This is a genomic window from Thermodesulfobacterium thermophilum DSM 1276 (assembly GCF_000421605.1).
GTDB classification, from domain to species: domain Bacteria; phylum Desulfobacterota; class Thermodesulfobacteria; order Thermodesulfobacteriales; family Thermodesulfobacteriaceae; genus Thermodesulfobacterium; species Thermodesulfobacterium thermophilum.
This window is the reverse complement of sequence record NZ_ATXI01000003.1, coordinates 38,989-57,317: the sequence shown is the minus strand read 5'-3', so window position 1 is coordinate 57,317 and position 18,329 is coordinate 38,989. Positions and strand designations below refer to the sequence as shown.

Here is an 18,329-nt window from a genome sequence, read left to right as displayed (position 1 = left end):
CCTCTCAGATTATTTTTTGGTTAATTTTAGGGTAAAATATTGTTGAACGATCGATAAGAGATTGTTTACAAACCAGTATAAAACAAGTCCTGAAGGGAAGTTTATAAAAAGGACAGTAAAAAATATAGGCATAAAGAGCATAATTTTGGCTTGCATAGGATCAGGAGAGGAAGGCGTCAACTTTTGCTGTAAATACATCGAAATTCCCATCAAAATCGTAAGTACAGGTATACCACCTAAGTAAGGTATAACCAAGTTCCCTATGTAAAGCCTTTCAGGAGCACTAAGGTCGGTTATCCAAAGCATAAAAGGTGCATGTCTTAATTCTATCGCCATTAATAACACTTTATAAAAGGCGATAAAAACAGGTATCTGAATAAGGATAGGAAGACATCCAGAAAAAGGGTTTATCTTTTGAGTTTTATAGAGATTCATAACTTCACGATTGAGACCTTGTGGGTCATCTTTATATTTTTCTCTTAGCCTCTGGATAACAGGCTGTAGTTCTTGCATTTTTTTCATACTTTTATAGCTTATGTGGTTTAAGGGGAAGAAAAGGACCCTTAAAAGCAAGGTCATAATTATGATATCCCATCCAAAATTGTGGGTAAACTGGTGAGTAAATTTTAACACATAAAGTAAAGGTTTAGCGATAAAATCAAAAATCCCAAAGTATAAGGCTTTGGTAAGTAAAGGAAACTCCTTTTGCATTTCTTCTAACTTTTTAGGCCCCATATACAGCTTAAACTGATAAGAAGCCACTTCACCTGGTTTAAGGTTTTCAACAGGAACCCAGAGTATAAACTCCTGCACTGTGTCAGTCAGGTTTCTAAAAGTAGCTTTTAGAGAGGCGTTGCTAAATCCCTCAGGAATAACAGCTACCATAAAATAGTTGTCTTCATATCCTAAGTATTTTAAATTTCCTACGTATTCTTCAACCTTAGAATTTTTGAGTTTAACCTCGTTTAGATGATTGGTGTAATAAAAAGGACCTGTAAATACATACTTTGTTCCATCTACAAAGGGGGCAAAGGCACCTCTGAGAAGAAGTTTATCTGTAAGGGTTTGGTTGCTTTGGTTGGTAATTTTGATTTTGAGGTCGATAAAATAGGATTGAGGTTTAAATTTTAGAAATTTTTCTAAAGCTATCCCTTGATAGGATGTGTAAAAAAATAACTCTTTTTCTCCATCTTTTTCTAAAATCACTTTAGAAGGAGAATTGGAATTGTAACCTAAAACCGCAAGCTCTGGTTTGGTTTCTAAGTAGACCTCAAGGGGTAAAGAGTAGGATCCTGCGGTTATTAGGTTTACCGGATCTTTTTTTACCTTATTTTTAAAAAAATCTTTTAAAAAAAACTCGTTAAACCTTACCCCAGAGGCAGTTAGGGTAGCGTTATATTTCGGAGAAACAATGGCATAAGAAGGTAGATTGGATTTTTCAGAAAAGGTAGGATTATTAGGTAGGGTTGGTTTTGAAGATAAGGCTTGAGGTGTTGAGGTATTGTTCTGACTAACCGTTGAATTAGATAAAGTTGAGTTTAAGGTTGTTGGTTCTATAGGAGGAGCAGGAAAAAGTTTTAGATAGATGTAATGAAAGAAAACTATTACCAAAAAAGAAAGGCCTAAAACAATTAAAATCCTATTATCCATTGAAATTAAATCCTCCTTGCAGGGTTTTTTGGTACTGGGTCGTATCCACCTTTACAGAAGGGATGACATCTAAGGATTCTTTTAATCCCTAAAAAGGTCCCTTTTAAAAGGCCAAACTCTAAGATTGCTTCTTTGGTATAATCACTACAGGAAGGATAAAACCTGCAGTTTATGTTAAAATACACTGAAAATATAGGTGAAATGATTTTTTTATACAAGTCTATCAAAAAAACAATCAAAGCTTTCATCTTAACTTTTTTAGTTCAACCAGTTTTTCTAAAACTTTAGCCCTAACCTCAGAAAAACTTAACTCCCCTATTTTGGGATGAGGTATAATTATAAAATCACATCCTTCAGGAAACAGTTCTTTATTTTTTCTAAAAATTTCTCTAATCCAGCGTTTTACCTTGTTTCTTTTAGTAGCCTTTCCAATTTTTTTAGAAACTACTATCCCTAATCTTCTTAATCCTACTTCGTTAGGTGCATAAAGTATCAGCAGTAAGGAATCGATCCATACTTTTTTTCCATACTTAAAAACCTTCTGAAACTCTAAGTTTTTGGTTAAACGTTCCTTTTTAGAAAGACCTTCTTTTTTCAAACTTTCTAAGCTTAAGTAAATTTTAAACAGTTAAACGCCAACGTCCTTTTCTTCTTCTGTTTTTAAGGATCCTTCTGCCAGAACGGGTTTTCATCCTGGCTCTAAATCCATGTCTTCTTTTCATCTTCAAACGACTTGGTTGGTAAGTCCTCTTCATCTCCTTACCTCCATATTTCTAAAAATTATGATATTAACATCTTTTAAAAATTTTTCTACAGGATAAAATAAAAGAAAAATTTCCTATAAAGATAATATGGAAAAACATAAAATCAACCCAGTTTTATCCAGCATTCTTTTAGAAAAATACTACGAAGTTTTAAAACGAAAAGAAAGAGGTCTTTATTTTAGACCTTTTAAGGATAGAACCCCTATTGATTTTGAAAAATACTTGGAAAAGGAAGGATTTGTTATCATCGCTGAAATTAAAAAGGCAAGTCCGTTAAAGGATAATTTTAGAGAGGATTTTGACCCCTTAGAGCTTGCTAAAAGTTATGTTAAAGGAGGGGCTAAAGCCATCTCAGTTATTACCGAAGAGATTTTTTTCAGAGGTTCTTTAGAATATCTTGCTGCCATAAGGACTATAACAGACCTACCGCTTTTAAGAAAAGACTTTGTCTTAGACCCTATACAGATAGAAGAGGCAAGAGCTTTTGGAGCAGACCTTGTTCTTTTGATAAGTACTATTTTAACCAAGGAAAACCTTAAGGAACTTTTTAAACATACCAAAAAATTAGGGTTAACTCCTTTGGTAGAGGTTCATGACGAAGAGGATTTAGAGAAGGCCCTTTCTGTAGGGGCAACTCTTATTGGGATTAACAACAGAAACTTAAAGACTCTGAAGGTTGACCAAAACCAAAGTTTAGCTCTTTTTGAAAAGATTCCTTCGAGATGTCAAGTAATAGCTGAAAGTGGTTATCACAGGCCTGAAGATTTAAAGCCTTTGATAAAGAAAGGGTTTAAAGGGGTATTGATAGGGACTTCTTTGGTTAAGGCCAAAAATCCTGAGAAAAAACTTAGAGCCTTTAAGGAGGTTTGCAATAGTTGATAAAAACTGTAAAATAAGATGTTATTAACTATAAAAAATTAAAGAGCTTTATAGTATAAGTCGGATAACACTGATTAATTGGGAAAAAGAGGGTTTAATTCAGCCTGTTAGAACTCCTAAGGGTCGGAGGCGTTATCGGAAGGAGGATATAAGAGCGTTTGTTGGGACTATTAAAACAAAAGCCTAAACCTAAGGTCATTCTATATGCAAGAGTGTCTACTAAAAAGCAAGAGAAGTATTTAGAAAAACAGATAAAAAGGTTAAAAGAATTTGCTGAATCTCAAGGATGGGATTATGAGGTTATTTCGGAAATAGCAAGTGGAGTTAATGAAAATAGACGTGGATTGTTAAAGCTTTTGAATAAAGTTAAGAGAGGAAAGGTTGAGAAAGTAGTTATTGAGTATCCTGACAGGATAGCGAGATTTGAATTTGAGTATATAAAATTTTTTCTGGAGAGTTATGGGGTTAAGTTAATTATTTTAAATGGAAATGAATGTGAAGAAGATTTAAACAAAGAGTTAGCTGAAGATTTAATAGCTATAGTTACTTCTTTTGCTGCACGGATATATGGACGTCGTGGTGGGAGAAAGGATGTTAACCCTTCAAGCTAAACTTAAGTTTAATTCAGTTGAGGATAAAGAAAAAGTTTTAGACCTTATGCGTCGTTGGTCAGCATGTATGCGGTTTGCTTATAATCGGCTTTTAGAAGGGGCTGATAGAAATACTTTAAAACGAGAGCTTCAAGGAATTTTTAATCTCAATTCAAGATATGTTGATAGCGCTATTAGAAAGGCTCAGGAGCTTTTGTCTACCAAAGCAAGAGGTAAAAGCCCAAGAAAAATTATATTTGGCAGTCGTTCTTTATTTAGGAAGCTCCAGAAAAAACATATAAACGGAAAAGTTTATGAAAAATTAAGGATGGAATGGGTTGAGAAGAGAAAAGGAAATCTCTGGTCGATTGGAGAAGAAGCTAAGAAGGGCAATCTTAATGCAAGAATTGTAGAGAAGGACGGCGTAGTTTGTTTAAGAATAAACCTTGGTAATCGGGATTATGTTTATGTTCCTGTCAGTGCTGGCTACAAAAAAGGACAGGATAGGGCTGAGATTTTGAGAGAGCTTTCAGAGGCAGGAATTCTTTATTCAGTTGAGCTTAAACTTAAAAACGAAAACATCTATGTTTTCTTTTCTTTTGAAGAAAATCTACCTGAGCTTTTGATTACAAAGGATTATGGAGTAATTGGAGTTGATTTAAATGTCTATCCTCATAATATAGCCTGGGCTGAAGTTGATGAGAAGGGTAATTTGATAAGTTATGGAAATATTTCTATGCCTGAGTTATCAGCAGGTTCAAGAAGCAAAAAAGAGTATTACAGGTGGTATTATGCTCATCAAATAGTAAGCACAGCAAAAGAGAAAGGAAAGGCTATTGTGGTTGAAAGGCTTTCAATAGCAAATAAAGGCAAGAGGGGAGACTTTTCTGGTAGAAAGTCAAGAAGGATAAGGCATGAGTTTAGTTATCGCTCAATGCTTGATAAAATTAAGATTCTTGCAAGAAGAAATGGTATTCAGGTAATAGAAGTAAATCCCGCTTTTACATCTATTATCGGGTCTTTGAAGTATGCTCCTCAGTATATGATTACGAAAGATGAAGTAGCGGCTTTTGTAATAGCTCGTAGGGCTTTAGGTAAAAGAGAAAGGATACCTAAAAATTACCTTGAGTTTTTGAAATCTTTGAAGAAAGAGGATTTAGAGGTTTTAAAAGAGTTTATTAAGAAGCGAGTTCGTAATAAAGCTTTGAAAAATAAACATTTAAACGAAATTAGCAGAATTTTAAAAATCTACCAAAGCCCTGAGAATGAGCCGGGGAGGTTGTCTTTGCCTCTGGATGGAACAAGCAAGGGCAATCGCTTTAATCTCTGGCGAGTTCTCAGGGTAGCGGTGGTAACGCCACTTTCCCCTGAGAAGTCTTTTCGAGACTTTTCTACCCTGAAGAGCTTACTTCTTCAGGGTAAGTGGGGGGACCCGTTAAGGACGCAAGTTCCTGTTTCTTGGGACAGGGGCTATGGCAGGCTCAAATACCGCCAGCTGGGGCAGAGCCTGTCTGAAAGGCGGACTACAAATACCCCAGCCCCTGAGCTGTGCAGTTTTGTACAGTTCAGGTAACCAGGTAGTAGATGGAGCTAAAACTTAATTTTGAAAAATTGGGAGGTCTTTTGCCAGCGGTTATTCAGGACTTTAAAACTTCTAAAGTTCTGATGGTAGGTTTTTTAAACGAAGAAGCTTTGAGGAAAACTTTAGAGACAGGTTTGATGCACTTTTATAGTAGAACGAGAAATAAGATTTGGCTAAAAGGAGAAACGTCAAAACATTATCTCGTGGTAAAAGAGGTATTGGTTGATTGTGACGAAGATACCTTACTTTTTAAGGTAGAACCTAAGGGTCCTGTATGCCATGAAGGATATGGTAGTTGTTTTTATAGAAAACTTGGAGAAAAGGGTTTAGAAATTATAGAAGAGAAACTATTTAATCCGGAGGAGGTTTATGGAAAAAAAGCTTAAGTTTGGCATTCCTAAAGGAAGTTTAGAAAAGGCAACCATCGATCTTTTTGAAAAGGCGGGGTGGACGATAGATGTTCATCATAGAAATTATTTTCCCGAGGTTGATGATTGTGAGTTAGAGATGGTGATATGTAGACCTCAAGAGATGAGTAGATATGTAGAATTAGGTATCCTTGATGCAGGAATTACCGGAAAAGACTGGATTTTAGAAAATAATTCAAAGGTCGTGGTGGTAGAAGACCTGATTTACTCTAAAGTAAGCAAGAAACCTGCGAGATGGGTGTTGGCAGTAAAAGAAGGATCAGGAATAGAAAAGCTTGAAGACTTAGCAGGAAAAAAGATCAGCACAGAGCTTGTCCAGTTTACAAAGAGGTTTTTTGAAGAAAGAGGCATTCCCGTTGAAGTGAGCTATTCTTGGGGTGCTACAGAGGCTAAGGTTGTACAAGGTCTTTGTGATGCCATAGTTGAAGTTACAGAGACAGGTACTACCATAAGAGCTCATGGTTTAAAGATTATTTATGAATTGTTGATTACCTATCCTCAGTTAATAGCCAACGAAAAAGCCTGGGAAGATCCATGGAAAAGAAAAAAGATAAACCAAATTTCAGTTTTACTTAAAGGTGCCCTTAACTCTCATAAGAAGGTAGGGCTAAAGATGAACGTGCCTGCTTCTAATCTTGAAAAGATTATTGCGATATTACCAAGTATTACCTCTCCAACCATTGCCCAACTTTATAACAAAGACTGGTATGCAATAGAAGTAATTGTGTCAGAAAAAGAGGTGAGAGACCTTGTACCTAAACTTTTAGAGTTAGGGGCTGAAGGAATCATAGAATATAGCTTAAACAAAGTTATCTAAACAAAAGGTGATTTTAAAAAGAGGTGCAACATGCAGAGACTTCCTTTAGCTTATATAATTCCTGGTATGAAAACTTACGAAGAGGTAGTAGATGCAAACGGAAGAACCCTTTGTGGCAAAGGGGTAGAGCTTACCGAAGAACATTTAAAAAGGTTTCAAGAGTTTGGGGTACAGTTTATTACGGTTGAAGGGCTTAAAGTAAGGCTTCCTTGGGAAAAGACTTTAGAAGAAGAGTTAGAAGGTTTAGAAAAGAGGTTTGAAGGGATTTCTGACCCTGTTCTACTTAACATAAAAGAAGTGTTAAAGGAGTTTTTGCTGGAAAAATATAAAGAAACTTAGGAGATTTCATGGATCCCTATGAAAAGAGAAAAGAAGTAAGGAGAAAGCTTCGTAAACTAGAAGGATTGCCTACCCTACCTCCTATCGTGCAAAGACTAAATACCATGGTAGAGGACGAAAGGGTTTCTATAGGACAGATAGCAGAGTTGATAGAAAAAGACCAGGTAATAACCTCTAAAATCCTAAGGCTTGCTAACTCAGCTTTCTATGGTTTTCCAAGGAGAGTGAGTACGGTTCAAAATGCTCTGATGTTACTCGGTATCAACGTGATCAAGATTTTGATCACCACCTCATCTATTTTTGAGATTTTACATAAAGAAGATGTAGGATTGTGGGAACATTCTGTTGGGGTGGCTGCCTGTGCTAAAATTCTTGCAGAAAAGGTAGAACTAAAAGAACCTCAAGAAATAGCTACAGCAGGGCTTTTACATGACCTGGGAAGGGTGATAGAAAAGGTAGCCTTTTTACAGGAATACAACCAGATAATAGAATTTATCAAAAAAGAAAAAAAAGATCCTTTGAAAGCAGAAGAAGAGGTTTTAGGAATAAACCATGCAGAGATTGGGGCTTTTTTGATGAGACAATGGAATTTACCAGAAAGATTGATAGAGGCAGTAGAGGCTCATCACGACCTTTCTAAGGCTAAAGAATTTAAAAAAGAGGCGGCGGTAGTCCATCTTGCTGACGTTTTAATTCATGCAAGAGGTTATGGTGAAAGCCTTTACAAGAAAGTACCTCCTCTTGATGAAAAAGCTTTTAAAATTCTAAAGCTTGATTTTTCTTTTATTAAAGAGTTGTTTTTTAAACTTGAGCCTAAACTTTATGAGCTTAAATTTTTTACTGAAGAACTTAAAAAAGAAACAGAAGGCACGTAAGTTTAATGCCTAAGACCATCTATTTGTTTTTGAAAAAAGATAAAGTTTTTAAAAAATGGAAAGAACAGCTTTTTTCTGAGCTTAAAGAGAGATATTTTCTTAAGTTTTTTTATTCTTCCAAGAGTTTGTTAGAAAGTTTTTTGTTTAGACCACCAGATATGATTCTTTTTAACTACGAAAAGGACCCTTTAGCCTTTGAGCAAATAATAAGCCTTAAGAAAAATTTTAATCTCACCGGTATTCCTGTTATACTAGTGGTTAATGAGTTAGACTTTGAGTTTTTGATAAATAAAGCTGAGGTGGTAGACGATTTTGTAATCATTCACGAGGACTTAAAAGAAGTTATCCTTAGAATAGAATATGCTTTTAAACGAATAGAGAGGATTTCTGACACCAATCCTCTCACCGGGCTTCCTGGGAATACCTCGATTTCTAAATATTTAGAAAAGATTCTTAAAGAAAAACAAAAGGTAGCCATAGGGTATGTAGATTTAGACAATTTCAAGGTGTATAACGATGTGTACGGTTTTTCAAGAGGGGATGAGCTTATCAAAAATTTAGCAAGGATTTTAACCACAACCTTAAATGAAAAGGTAGGCCAAGGGTATTTTCTGGGGCACATAGGAGGAGATGATTTTGTTTTTGTGGTTCCTATCGAAAAAGGAGAAGAAGTTGCAAAAGAAATCATCAAAAAATTTGAAGCAACCCTTCCTATATTTTTAAAAGAAGAAGATTTAAAAAGAGGATATTTTTTAACCAAAGACAGACAAGGACACTTAGGACAAATTTCTTTGCCTTCGGTTTCTATAGCTTTAGTACCGATTTATCCTAATAAGTTTAAACACTTAGGTGAGATTTCACAGAGAGCGGCTGAAGTAAAAGCCTTGGTAAAGAAGATGCCAGGAAGTAACTATTTTATAGACAGGAGAAAATAAAAAATTTTATAAAAGGGGAGATCTAATGGGAATAGTTTATGACGAGGTCTGGTTTACTACTTCTCGGGAGATAAAAGTTTGCGAAGAGAATATCAAGAGTTTGACAAAAAAGCTTGAAGCTTTAGAAAAAGAGTTAAATGTTAAAGTTTCTGAGTTAGAGGAGCTACAGATTAAAGATAACCCTAAACTTAAGAAGTTATGGCAAACCTATAAAGCTTTAGAGTCAGAAAAACAAAGGTTAGCAGGGCTAAAAGCCTTTATGGAAAAAAGTTAAAACCTTGTATAGGCCTTCTTAAGGTTAAGTAATTTTTTAGTCTCTATAAGCTCTGCCTGTTTTTCTTTAAGTAATTTTTCTAAAAATTCTACCAAATTTAAAACAGATTTTAACTCTTCTTGTTTTATGTTTTTTACGTATTTTTCAAAGTTTTGGTCAATTTCTTCATAGATTGTTAAAGCTTTATCTAAATCTTGATTCTTTATAGCAAGTTCTATTTCGATTAATTTTTCTTTAAGTTTGGAGATTGACATTTAATTTCTTCCCAGGCTTTCTTAAGTTTTTCTAAAACCTCTATACTGTCTGTGATTTTTTTGGCGTCGTTCTGAGTGTTTGCTACAATCAACTCGTCTAAAAGGGTTTGGTATATCTCATTTAGATTTTTGGCAATATCTCCGCCTTTTTCAAGGTTAAGAGAACCTTGTAGATAGGCTATGATATCGGTAGCCTTACCTAAGTTTTCTGCCTTCTTTTTTATATCTTCAGGGTTATTCAGTCCAGACTCTATAACATTTTTAGAAATCTTTAGACAAGAGATGGCTTTACTATAAAGCATGATTACTAAGTCTAAAGGATCGGCATTTTTTACCTGATTTTCTAGGTAGTTGTAAACCATCTTAACCATAAATCCTCCTAATTATTAGAGTTTATTTTGATTCAGACAAAGGTGTGGCAAAACTTTGTAGTTTAGCTTTTAGCTGATCATTTCTATACAAAAGGGCTTCTATTTTACTAAAAGTTAGTCTTAATTTGCTTTCTTCTTTAGCTATAGCTTCCTGTAAAGAAGAAATTTTTTTATCTATAAGTTCTATTTGAAGATTTTGTCTGCTTTGGAAGATATTAAAAGCAGAGTTAAGATTGGTTAAAGTTTTAGAAAAGTTATCTTTGAATTCATAGATAGCTTCTTTTACTTGATCAGGGTTTTTTTCTAATAGGCTGTTTAGGGTTGAGGTGTTGATAGAAAATTTTCCCTCATTATCTACGTTGATAATCCCCAATTTTATAAGTGGTTGAAAGTTAGTTAAAAATTGGGTTTTAACCTGGGTAAGCATGGCATTACCTTGAAAAAGTTGCCCTTTATCAGTGTTAGATTTCACCAAGCTAAGTACAGAGTTTAGGTTATCTAAAACCTTAGACAATTCAGATGAAACTGCTGAATAATCATCTTTTATGGTTATAGAGGTGCTACCTGTGTTTTTTACATTTACGGTTAAACCAGGTAGGAGATTATTTACGGTTGCCCCAGGACTTTCTATGGTGTTTGTGCCTATTTGAATTTTAGTATTTTTAGCTTCTTGTAAGGTAGTAAGTCCACCTAATACAGCAGGGAAGTTTCCCTCTATCTGGATGACTGTATCTTGATCTTGAGTTTCTTTGGTTGAGGCTTCTGCACTTTTTTCAGCAAGCATAAGTTTATAAGAACTACCGTCATAAAACACCGAAGCTGTGACCTTGTCTTGGGATTGATTTATGGTGTCAACTAAATTTTGAAGGTTTCCACCACCAAAGTTAATGGTAAAGGTTTGATAATCGGTGTTAGAAGTATAGTATTTTAAATCAAAGGTTGTTGCGTCTATGGAACTGGATAAGCTTTCTACCCCTTGGGTGGAAATTCTTGTTTCTGTTTGGGAAAGTTGTGAAACGGTAAGATTTAAAGAAACGTTAGGGGTATCCTTGGTAGCTGAAGCCGAAAGGATTGAACTATCACCTACCACAACACTTTTATTTTTAAACAAATTTTCTACGTTTAAGCTGTCTATTGAAGACTGAGCACTCTTTATGGCTCCGAGTAAATTGGCTATAGCAGTATTTTTAATTTGAAGAGTAGCTTTATCCTGTTGAAGTTTATTAAGGGTTTTTAATTTAGGTTGCAATATACCTTGAACCATCGAATCTACGTCAAGCAGTCCTGTTACGTTGTTTAAATATAAAGGAGTGTCAGCCATGTTTTATACCTCTTTTTGTAGTAATAAACCTTTTAATTTTTCTAATTTTATATTATCAGAAAAATTTATTTCTCGAAAGTATTTAAGAAGTTTTAAGGTTTCTTCCCATGGAATTTGACGTAAAACTTCCTTGGTTTCTTTGTCTAAAATTTTAAAAATAGGCAAATTTAACTCATGGTCTATCTCTACCTTTAATTCTTTACTTAATGGATCCAATCTTTTGTTTAAAGCTTCGATAAATTTGTTAAAATTTTTCAACGTTTCTTTGAGTTGCTTTTGGTTCATAGTTAAGGATTCTTGGGTAGAACTGCCTTTAGAAGAAAAGGTCGTATCATAGGATTTTTCAGGAGAAGAGGTTTGGTCTCGAGGTTTTATGGTAACTTCTTGCGAGGATAAGAAAAAATCAAAGGATTGGCTGTCTATCTTTTTTATGTTCATAGGCACGCTCCTTTATTTTCTCAGATAATATTATCGGATAAAATTAAAAAAACTTAAGGCCTAAATTAAAAAAATTTTTTTATATTTTTTCAGGCTGAATAAAAGGTTAGAAATTTTATAGGTGCTATCTTGCAAAAATTGGTTTAAAGGCTATTATATTTAATTAAGAAATTCAGTTTTGCCCCCGTAGCTCAGGAGGATAGAGCACGAGATTCCTAATCTCGGTGTCGCAGGTTCGAATCCTGCCGGGGGCGTTCTTGGTAAGTTCACCTCTGGCTTAAACTTCATGTTACATCTCACCTTTTTTACAAAAGAGCACAGAATTCATAGGCACCTTCATTTTTTAATTTGACAAAACACGAGTTAAGATTAAAATAGAACGGCGGGATAAAATATAAAATTAAATATTTAATAAGATTTTTCTAAGAGGGGGATTTTATGATTGGGAAAGAGAAAGGTTTTTTGATGGATCAACAAGACAAAAAAGTAAAAGAACAATTAGCTAAAATAAAACATAAAATTATGGTAATGTCTGGTAAAGGTGGAGTAGGTAAAAGCACCGTTTCGGTTAACGTAGCTGTGGGATTATCCTTACAAGATTTTATGGTAGGTCTTTTAGATGTAGACCTTCACGGACCAAGTATCCCTAAAATGTTAGGTGCAAGAGATCTGAGAATCTCTCGAAAACCAGACGGAAGGATGGGAGCTATCAAATATTCTCCTAATTTAAAGTTTCTTTCTATCGAACCTCTTTTACCTTCCGAAGATACAGCTATTATCTGGAGAGGTCCTATCAAACATTCGGCTATCAAACAATTTATAGGAGATATAGACTGGGGAGAGCTCGATTATTTAGTGATAGACGCTCCTCCAGGTACTGGAGACGAGCCATTAACAGTCGCAAAAACCATCCCAGATGCCTATGCTTTAATCGTGACCACCCCTCAGGAGGTTTCGTTGATAGATGTTAAGAAGTCTATAAGGTTCTGTCAGAAGATAAAGATGAGGATTTTAGGGATAGTAGAAAACATGAGTGGGTTTATCTGTCCCCACTGTGGAAAACCTATCGATCTTTTTAAAAGAGGAGGGGGGCAAAAATTAGCAGATGAATTAGGGTTAAGGTTTTTAGGTAGAATACCTGTTGATCCAAGGGTAGTTGACACTGGAGATACAGGAAGACCGGTTGTTGCTGCTTATCCAGAAAGTGTTACTGCCAAAGCCTTTGAAGAACTGGTTAGAAATATTATAGCTGCTACCGAAGAGATGCGAGCAGATGTGTTAGAAGAAAGGTTTATGAGGATTGCAGTACCGGTGACTACACCACCTAATAAGATAGAACCTTCTTTGGAAAACTTTGACATGTTTTTAGTTTACGACATAGAAAACAATAAAATTTTAGTCAAAGATTTAGTAAAGAAGCCTCAAAATCAAGATCTTTTTTCATTTTTGGCAGAACAGGTAGCTACTCACATCTTACTTTATGCCCCACCTAAGGAGCTTGCCGACGATTTAGTCAAACAGGGAATAAGAGTTTTGGTGGCTGAAACCTTAGAAGAAAATCCTGATAGTTTAATAGAAGAATACATCAATCAAAAAAGTTTGCATTAAAGGTGGAAGTTTTTTATTTTACCTACACTGGGTTTTCGGAAGTTGTAGCAAAGGAGGTTTCTTCTTTTGTAGGGGTAAATCCTAAAAAAATAGAAACTTATAGATTACCTTATTTTTTTTGGCTTTTTCTGTCTTTTATTCCATATTTTTCTGTTAAAAGCTGGTTTGAACCACCTAAAGAAGAAAAAATAATAGTTTGTTTTCCTAAATGGACCTTTAACTGTCCTCCGGTAACATATTTTTTAAAAAAAATAAGGTGTAAATACCTGTTTTTGGTGGTTTGTTATAAAGGATGGGGGGAAGAACATTATAAAAAAATTTACAGGGATATAGGTTTGACAAGGGCAGAAAACGTAGAAATTTTTTTTATAAAGAAAAAAACTTGGCAAAAAGATTTGTCTAAAATTATAGAGGTATTCAGGGGAGATGATTATGCCTCATCAAGAGGTATTAGACCAGCTTGAAAGAAAAAATAAAGAACTTTTAGCTTTACTTGAGATCAGTAAAATTTTAAGTTCTTCTTTTAATATGCAACATAATCTTTATCAAAGCTTGAAGGTTCTTTCAGACATTTTGGACATGCAACGAGCAACCATTACCCTTTATGATAGTGAAACCAATACTTTACATATTTCGGTAGCTTACGGACTTACCCCAGAGCAAATGAAAAAAGGGATTTATAAAAAAGGTGAAGGTATAGTGGGGAAGGTTTTTGATACCGGAGAGTCTATAGTAATACCTAACATAGGAAGGGAACCCATGTTTTTAAATAAAACCGGAGCGAGATTAACCAAAGAAAACATTTCTTTTTTATGTGTTCCTCTCAAGATAGAAGGAGAGGTGTTAGGTGTTTTTTCAGTAGATAGAATATTTAACGAAGAGATAGACCTTAAAGAGGATATCAGGTTTTTAAACATAGTAGCTACTCTTTTTTCACAGTATTTAAAGCTCTATCAGATGTTTAAAAAAGAAAAAGAAGAAAAAGAGAGCTTATCTTTAGAACTTAAGGGTAAGTATCAATTTAGGAATCTTATCGGTATTTCTGATAAGATGCAGCAGGTGTTTAAGCTTGCTATTAAAGCCGCTAAATGTAAAGCTAATATTTTAATTATAGGAGAGAGTGGAACAGGGAAAGAACTTATAGCTAAGGCTATTCATTTTGAAAGCGATCGGGCTAATGGACCTTTTATAGCTATTAACTGTGCTGCCATCCCTGAAACCCTTCTTGAAGCGGAACTTTTTGGTTATAAAAAAGGAGCCTTTACCGGTGCTCTTATCTCAAAACCAGGTAAATTTGAGCTTGCTAATGGTGGAACTATCTTTTTAGATGAAATAGGAGATTTGCCTTTATCTTTACAGGCTAAAATTTTAAGGGTTATACAAGAAAAGACCTTTGAAAGGATAGGAGATACTAAGTCAATAAAGGTTGACGTAAGGATTATAGCCGCAACCAACAGAGATTTAGAAGAAATGGTAAGAGAAGGGACTTTTAGAGATGACCTATACTTTAGATTAAATGTAATACCTATTTATTTACCTCCTCTAAGAGAAAGAAAAGAAGACATCCCTCTTTTAGTAGACCATTTTCTTAAAAAGTTTAACCAAGAGTATAAAAAGAACGTACAGATTTCTTCAGAGATAATGGAAAAGTTTATGGCTTACCATTGGCCTGGAAACGTAAGGGAGCTTGAAAATACGTTGGAGAGGTTGGTAGTTTTGGCAGAAAAAGATTTTATTACTTTAGAAGACATTCCTTTTTATATAAGACAAGCTTTTTTAGAAGAGCAAATAAAAAAAGAAAGAGATTTTAAAGAAAAACTTTTACCTGCTCATATAGAGCTTATAGAAAAGAAGGCTATAGAAGAGGCACTTAAAGCATGTAGATATAATCAGACAAAAGCTGCTAAGATGTTAGGGCTTACTAAAAGACAAATAAGTTATAGGATTAAAAAATACGGCATACTCACAAAATAGTTATTTTCATCTTTTGGTTCTAAATATACAATTTTGTTCTTTTGGAACAATTTTGTCATCATTTTCCTTAAAAATTTTTCACTATTTTTGGATGTTGATTAATGGCATACTTCTTGCAATAAAAAAGTAAAATAAATTTTGTGGAGGGAGGGGGAATTATGAGCATTTATCCAGGTCAACCTAATGCTAGTTCTGCTACAGGTACCCGTAATAGGGTTTCTGACCCGGCACCATACTCTGGTATTTGTTCTGTTTGTTTAGACGGATGTCCGGGCTTTTGTGAAGTAGGTAAGTCCTCTTTTAGAGGAAGAGAGGTCCTCTATCCTCAACCTTTTGGAAAGGTTACCGCTGGTGCTACTAAAAAATATCCTGTAGATTACTCTCATCTTAACATCCAAGGTACTTGTGTGGGAGCTGTAGGTGTTGATCCAGACCCAGATAAAGCTACCTTCCCTGCGGTCAACACAGAAAGAGAGATAGGTAGAAATTACAAAATCAAACTCCGTATTCCTATTTTTACCGGTGCGTTAGGTTCTACTGATGTAGCTAAAAACAACTGGGACGAATTAGCTATCGGTGCTGCTATTTCTGGTATTATGGTAGTGATTGGAGAAAACGTGGTAGGTATGGACCCAGACGCTAAGTTTAAAAACGGAAAAGTTACCAAATCTCCAGAGCTTGAAAGAAGGGTTAAGGCTTTCAAAAACTGGTATGATGGTTATGGAGAGGTTATTTTGCAACAGAACGTAGAGGACTCAAGGCTTGGTTCTGCTGAATATGCCATAGAAAAGTTAGGGGTTAACTGCATTGAAATAAAATGGGGACAGGGAGCTAAAGACATCGGAGGAGAGGTTAAGTTAAAAACCTTGGAAAGAGCTTTAGAGCTTAAGAAAAGAGGTTATATCGTTGTTCCTGACCCAGAAAACCCTGTTATTCAAGAAGCTTTTAAAAAAGGTGAAATCAAGGAGTTTGAAAGACACTCAAGGCTTGGGATGGTAGATTATGACGATTTTATGAAGACTGTAGAACATTACAGAAAGGCTGGAGCTAAGTTTGTTTCTTTAAAAACAGGTGCCTACAGGATTACCGACCTTGCCAGAGCCTTAAGGTTTGCTTCTGATGCTGGGATCGACCTTGTTACGATAGACGGAGCTGGTGGTGGTACAGGTATGAGCCCTTGGAGGATGATGAACGAGTGGGGTATTCCTACTATTTACTTACAATCTATAGCTTACAACTTTGCTAAAGAACTTGCAGCCAGAGGAAAATATGTGCCTGATTTAGCGATAGCAGGTGGTTTCTCTTTGGAAGACCACATTTTTAAAGCCTTGGCTCTTGGAGCTCCTTTCTTTAAGGCAGTTTGTATGGGAAGAGCTTTGATGATCCCAGCCTTTGTAGGGAAAAACATCGCTAACTGGTATAAAGAAGGAAAACTTCCTCCTGAGATTAAAAAGTATGGTGAGTCCTTAGAACAGATTTTTATCAACACAGAGGTGCTTAAAAAGAAATATGGAAAAGATTTTGAAAAAATACCTTGGGGCGCTGTAGCCATGTATACATTTGTAGAAAGGCTTACCATCGGATTGAAACAGCTTATGGCTGGCGCGAGAAAATTCTCTATCGAATATCTTGACAGAAACGATTTGGTAGCCCTTACTAAAGAAGCTGCCGAAGTTACCGGTATTCCTTATGTGATGGAAGCAGACATGGAAAAAGCTTATGAAATCCTTTTAGGATAGGTTGAAAGCTTATCTATCCTTTAGGATTTAAATCTTGTAAGGGAGGTAGACAAACTTTTTGTCTGCCTCCCTTTTTTTGTTAAAGGTTTACTTTTTTTTATTTTGCGGTTTAATTATTAAAAAAACATTAACCTTCAGGAGGCTCTTGAAGATGTTACTCGATAAGCCCAGGGATAAAAAGGATGTACAAGAGCTTATTAAACAACACAACGTTAAGTTTGTTAGTCTATGGTTTACAGACATTTTAGGTCAGCTAAAAAGTTTTACGGTTGCAGTAGAAGAGTTAGACGCAGCCTTTGAAGAGGGTATGGGATTTGATGGTTCTTCTATTCATGGCTTTGCAAGGATTGATGAATCAGACATGATAGCTATACCTGACCTTTCAACTTTTACCCTTTTACCTTGGACACCTGCTGAGAAAACCACCGCCAGAATGTTTTGTGATATCTATGAGCCAGGTGGAACCCCATACAAAGGTGACCCAAGATATATCCTAAAAATAAACCTTGAAAAAGCTGCAAAACTTGGTTATACTTTTTACATCGGTCCTGAGCTTGAGTTTTTTTATTTTAAGTCAGATAAATATCCTGAGCCCTTAGACGAGGCAGGCTATTTTGACTATTCTTTAGATGCCGCAGAAAACATCAGAAGAGACACTATCCTAACCTTAGAAAAGATGGGTATAAAGGTTGAGTATTCCCATCATGAAGTAGCTCCTTCTCAGCATGAAATCGATTTAAGATATGCAGAAGCTTTGACGATGGCAGACATAGTGATGACCTATAGGGTGGTGGTTAAAGAGATAGCTAAAAGATATGGTGTTTATGCTACTTTTATGCCTAAACCTCTTTTCGGAAAATGTGGCAGTGGAATGCATACCCACCAATCTCTTTTTGTAGGAGATAAAAACGCCTTTTTTGACCCTAAAGATCCTTTTTATCTGTCTGATGTGGCCAAACATTATACCGCAGGCCTTTTAAAACATATAAAAGAGATTACCTTAGTTCTTAACCAGTGGATAAATTCTTATAAAAGGCTTGTGCCTGGTTATGAGGCTCCGGTCTACATTTGTTGGGCAAGAAGAAATCGTTCAGCACTTATAAGGATACCACTTTACAAACCCGGAAAAGAAAAGGCAACCAGGATTGAGCTTAGGTCTCCTGACCCAGCTTGTAATCCTTATCTGGCATTTGCTTGTATGTTAAACGCTGGGCTAAAAGGGATTAACGAAAAATATGAGTTGCCTCAACCGGTAGAGGTTGATGTGTATCACTTAGACCCAGAAGAAAGGGCGTCTTTAGGGATAGACAACCTTCCAGGCAGTTTAATAGAAGCTATAGAATATGCTGAAAAAAGCGAGCTTCTTAAGGAGACCTTGGGAGAACATACTTTTTATAATCTTATAGAAAGCAAAAAGAAGGAATGGGACGAATATAGAATACAGGTGTTCCCCTACGAGTTAGAGAAGTATTTACCTATCCTTTAGAGGAG

The 18,329-nt window shown here is 35.4% G+C and carries 21 protein-coding genes, 1 tRNA gene and 1 pseudogene; 15 read left to right on the top strand and 8 right to left on the bottom strand.

From position 1 onward, the window contains the following. Positions 1–9: 9 nt before the first annotated feature. Genes yidC through rpmH form a run of 4 tightly spaced genes read right to left on the bottom strand, consistent with a single transcriptional unit; the run spans position 10 to position 2,405 of the window. A complete protein-coding gene (gene yidC, locus H529_RS0101975) occupies positions 10–1,650 on the bottom strand; it encodes a membrane protein insertase YidC (protein WP_022854887.1) in 1,641 nt (546 codons plus the stop codon). A gap of 5 nt (positions 1,651–1,655) precedes the next feature. After that, entirely contained in the window at positions 1,656–1,898 is a 243-nt protein-coding gene (gene yidD / locus H529_RS0101970; RefSeq protein WP_028841019.1) for a membrane protein insertion efficiency factor YidD, read from the bottom strand. Beyond that, positions 1,895–2,248 carry a ribonuclease P protein component gene (gene rnpA, locus H529_RS0101965; protein ID WP_022854886.1) on the bottom strand — a complete coding sequence of 118 codons (354 nt, stop codon included), beginning with the start codon at positions 2,246–2,248 and terminating at the stop codon, positions 1,895–1,897. Before rnpA ends, yidD begins: the two co-directional genes overlap by 4 nt. 22 nt (positions 2,249–2,270) lie before the next feature. After that, positions 2,271–2,405: a 50S ribosomal protein L34 gene (rpmH, locus tag H529_RS0101960; protein WP_022854885.1), complete on the bottom strand. Its 135-nt coding sequence runs from the start codon at positions 2,403–2,405 to the stop codon at positions 2,271–2,273. A 96-nt stretch (positions 2,406–2,501) separates the two neighbouring features. Here rpmH and trpC point away from each other — a divergent pair, with 96 nt between their 5' ends. The 9 genes and pseudogenes from trpC to H529_RS0101915 all read left to right on the top strand — a co-directional run bounded on the left by trpC (position 2,502) and on the right by H529_RS0101915 (position 9,133). Then, positions 2,502–3,293, top strand: coding sequence for an indole-3-glycerol phosphate synthase TrpC (trpC, locus tag H529_RS0101955; protein WP_022854884.1), 792 nt, complete (start codon positions 2,502–2,504; stop codon positions 3,291–3,293). Positions 3,294–3,330: 37 nt separating this feature from the next. Further along, positions 3,331–3,904: pseudogene (locus H529_RS10945) on the top strand (IS607 family transposase). Next, positions 3,885–5,456, top strand: coding sequence for an IS200/IS605 family accessory protein TnpB-related protein (locus tag H529_RS09785; RefSeq protein ID WP_022854883.1), 1,572 nt, complete (start codon positions 3,885–3,887; stop codon positions 5,454–5,456). The pseudogene H529_RS10945 and the gene H529_RS09785 overlap by 20 nt, the downstream one beginning before the upstream one ends. Positions 5,457–5,467: 11 nt before the next feature. Beyond that, positions 5,468–5,851 (top strand): phosphoribosyl-AMP cyclohydrolase, encoded by a 384-nt coding sequence (gene hisI, locus H529_RS0101940; RefSeq protein WP_022854882.1) that lies wholly within the window; start codon positions 5,468–5,470, stop codon positions 5,849–5,851. Continuing rightward, positions 5,835–6,710: an ATP phosphoribosyltransferase gene (gene hisG, locus H529_RS0101935; protein WP_022854881.1), complete on the top strand. Its 876-nt coding sequence runs from the start codon at positions 5,835–5,837 to the stop codon at positions 6,708–6,710. Before hisI ends, hisG begins: the two co-directional genes overlap by 17 nt. A gap of 30 nt (positions 6,711–6,740) precedes the next feature. After that, positions 6,741–7,049, top strand: a complete 309-nt coding sequence (locus H529_RS0101930; protein ID WP_022854880.1) for a hypothetical protein — start codon at positions 6,741–6,743, stop codon at positions 7,047–7,049. Positions 7,050–7,057: 8 nt separating this feature from the next. Continuing rightward, the gene (locus H529_RS0101925; protein ID WP_022854879.1) at positions 7,058–7,924 is read left to right on the top strand and encodes an HDOD domain-containing protein; all 867 of its coding nucleotides are present in this window, start codon (positions 7,058–7,060) and stop codon (positions 7,922–7,924) included. A gap of 5 nt (positions 7,925–7,929) precedes the next feature. After that, positions 7,930–8,859 carry a GGDEF domain-containing protein gene (locus H529_RS09780; protein WP_022854878.1) on the top strand — a complete coding sequence of 310 codons (930 nt, stop codon included), beginning with the start codon at positions 7,930–7,932 and terminating at the stop codon, positions 8,857–8,859. 25 nt (positions 8,860–8,884) lie between these two features. Continuing rightward, on the top strand, positions 8,885–9,133 hold the full coding sequence (locus H529_RS0101915; RefSeq protein ID WP_022854877.1) for a hypothetical protein: 249 nt from the start codon (positions 8,885–8,887) through the stop codon (positions 9,131–9,133). Here H529_RS0101915 and H529_RS0101910 read toward each other — a convergent pair. Genes H529_RS0101910 through H529_RS11125 form a run of 4 tightly spaced genes read right to left on the bottom strand, consistent with a single transcriptional unit; the run spans position 9,130 to position 11,517 of the window. Further along, positions 9,130–9,387 (bottom strand): hypothetical protein, encoded by a 258-nt coding sequence (locus H529_RS0101910; RefSeq protein ID WP_022854876.1) that lies wholly within the window; start codon positions 9,385–9,387, stop codon positions 9,130–9,132. The two genes, H529_RS0101915 and H529_RS0101910, sit on opposite strands and share 4 nt — an antisense overlap. Beyond that, positions 9,357–9,758 carry a flagellar export chaperone FliS gene (gene fliS, locus H529_RS0101905; RefSeq protein ID WP_022854875.1) on the bottom strand — a complete coding sequence of 134 codons (402 nt, stop codon included), beginning with the start codon at positions 9,756–9,758 and terminating at the stop codon, positions 9,357–9,359. Before fliS ends, H529_RS0101910 begins: the two co-directional genes overlap by 31 nt. A gap of 22 nt (positions 9,759–9,780) precedes the next feature. Then, on the bottom strand, positions 9,781–11,079 hold the full coding sequence (fliD, locus tag H529_RS0101900) for a flagellar filament capping protein FliD (protein WP_022854874.1): 1,299 nt from the start codon (positions 11,077–11,079) through the stop codon (positions 9,781–9,783). Between the two features lie 3 nt (positions 11,080–11,082). Further along, on the bottom strand, positions 11,083–11,517 hold the full coding sequence (locus tag H529_RS11125) for a flagellar protein FlaG (protein WP_022854873.1): 435 nt from the start codon (positions 11,515–11,517) through the stop codon (positions 11,083–11,085). Positions 11,518–11,697: 180 nt separating this feature from the next. On the opposite strand from H529_RS11125, the gene H529_RS0101890 reads away from it, so the two are divergent. The 6 genes from H529_RS0101890 to H529_RS0101865 all read left to right on the top strand — a co-directional run bounded on the left by H529_RS0101890 (position 11,698) and on the right by H529_RS0101865 (position 18,324). Beyond that, positions 11,698–11,771, top strand: a tRNA-Arg gene (locus H529_RS0101890). A 184-nt stretch (positions 11,772–11,955) separates the two neighbouring features. Next, the gene (locus tag H529_RS0101885; RefSeq protein WP_022854872.1) at positions 11,956–13,125 is read left to right on the top strand and encodes a P-loop NTPase; all 1,170 of its coding nucleotides are present in this window, start codon (positions 11,956–11,958) and stop codon (positions 13,123–13,125) included. A 2-nt stretch (positions 13,126–13,127) separates the two neighbouring features. Further along, positions 13,128–13,589: a hypothetical protein gene (locus tag H529_RS0101880; RefSeq protein WP_022854871.1), complete on the top strand. Its 462-nt coding sequence runs from the start codon at positions 13,128–13,130 to the stop codon at positions 13,587–13,589. Then, positions 13,558–15,099, top strand: coding sequence for a sigma-54 interaction domain-containing protein (locus H529_RS0101875; protein WP_022854870.1), 1,542 nt, complete (start codon positions 13,558–13,560; stop codon positions 15,097–15,099). Before H529_RS0101880 ends, H529_RS0101875 begins: the two co-directional genes overlap by 32 nt. Before the next feature lie 158 nt (positions 15,100–15,257). Next, entirely contained in the window at positions 15,258–16,838 is a 1,581-nt protein-coding gene (locus tag H529_RS0101870) for an FMN-binding glutamate synthase family protein (protein ID WP_022854869.1), read from the top strand. Positions 16,839–16,989: 151 nt separating this feature from the next. Further along, entirely contained in the window at positions 16,990–18,324 is a 1,335-nt protein-coding gene (locus H529_RS0101865; RefSeq protein ID WP_028842986.1) for a glutamine synthetase family protein, read from the top strand. The last annotated feature ends 5 nt before the right edge of the window (positions 18,325–18,329 follow it).

Excerpts from the sequence above, each read along its gene's own strand:
- yidC (WP_022854887.1), bottom strand. The coding sequence starts at position 1,650 with ATGGATAATAGGATTTTAATTGTTTTAGGCCTTTCTTTTTTGGTAATA.
- yidD (WP_028841019.1), bottom strand. The coding sequence starts at position 1,898 with ATGAAAGCTTTGATTGTTTTTTTGATAGACTTGTATAAAAAAATCATT.
- rpmH (WP_022854885.1), bottom strand. The coding sequence starts at position 2,405 with ATGAAGAGGACTTACCAACCAAGTCGTTTGAAGATGAAAAGAAGACAT.
- trpC (WP_022854884.1), top strand. The coding sequence starts at position 2,502 with ATGGAAAAACATAAAATCAACCCAGTTTTATCCAGCATTCTTTTAGAA.
- H529_RS09785 (WP_022854883.1), top strand. The coding sequence starts at position 3,885 with ATGTTAACCCTTCAAGCTAAACTTAAGTTTAATTCAGTTGAGGATAAA.
- hisI (WP_022854882.1), top strand. The coding sequence starts at position 5,468 with ATGGAGCTAAAACTTAATTTTGAAAAATTGGGAGGTCTTTTGCCAGCG.
- hisG (WP_022854881.1), top strand. The coding sequence starts at position 5,835 with ATGGAAAAAAAGCTTAAGTTTGGCATTCCTAAAGGAAGTTTAGAAAAG.
- H529_RS0101930 (WP_022854880.1), top strand. The coding sequence starts at position 6,741 with ATGCAGAGACTTCCTTTAGCTTATATAATTCCTGGTATGAAAACTTAC.
- H529_RS0101925 (WP_022854879.1), top strand. The coding sequence starts at position 7,058 with ATGGATCCCTATGAAAAGAGAAAAGAAGTAAGGAGAAAGCTTCGTAAA.
- H529_RS09780 (WP_022854878.1), top strand. The coding sequence starts at position 7,930 with ATGCCTAAGACCATCTATTTGTTTTTGAAAAAAGATAAAGTTTTTAAA.
- H529_RS0101915 (WP_022854877.1), top strand. The coding sequence starts at position 8,885 with ATGGGAATAGTTTATGACGAGGTCTGGTTTACTACTTCTCGGGAGATA.
- H529_RS0101910 (WP_022854876.1), bottom strand. The coding sequence starts at position 9,387 with ATGTCAATCTCCAAACTTAAAGAAAAATTAATCGAAATAGAACTTGCT.
- fliS (WP_022854875.1), bottom strand. The coding sequence starts at position 9,758 with ATGGTTAAGATGGTTTACAACTACCTAGAAAATCAGGTAAAAAATGCC.
- fliD (WP_022854874.1), bottom strand. The coding sequence starts at position 11,079 with ATGGCTGACACTCCTTTATATTTAAACAACGTAACAGGACTGCTTGAC.
- H529_RS11125 (WP_022854873.1), bottom strand. The coding sequence starts at position 11,517 with ATGAACATAAAAAAGATAGACAGCCAATCCTTTGATTTTTTCTTATCC.
- H529_RS0101885 (WP_022854872.1), top strand. The coding sequence starts at position 11,956 with ATGATTGGGAAAGAGAAAGGTTTTTTGATGGATCAACAAGACAAAAAA.
- H529_RS0101875 (WP_022854870.1), top strand. The coding sequence starts at position 13,558 with ATGCCTCATCAAGAGGTATTAGACCAGCTTGAAAGAAAAAATAAAGAA.
- H529_RS0101870 (WP_022854869.1), top strand. The coding sequence starts at position 15,258 with ATGAGCATTTATCCAGGTCAACCTAATGCTAGTTCTGCTACAGGTACC.
- H529_RS0101865 (WP_028842986.1), top strand. The coding sequence starts at position 16,990 with ATGTTACTCGATAAGCCCAGGGATAAAAAGGATGTACAAGAGCTTATT.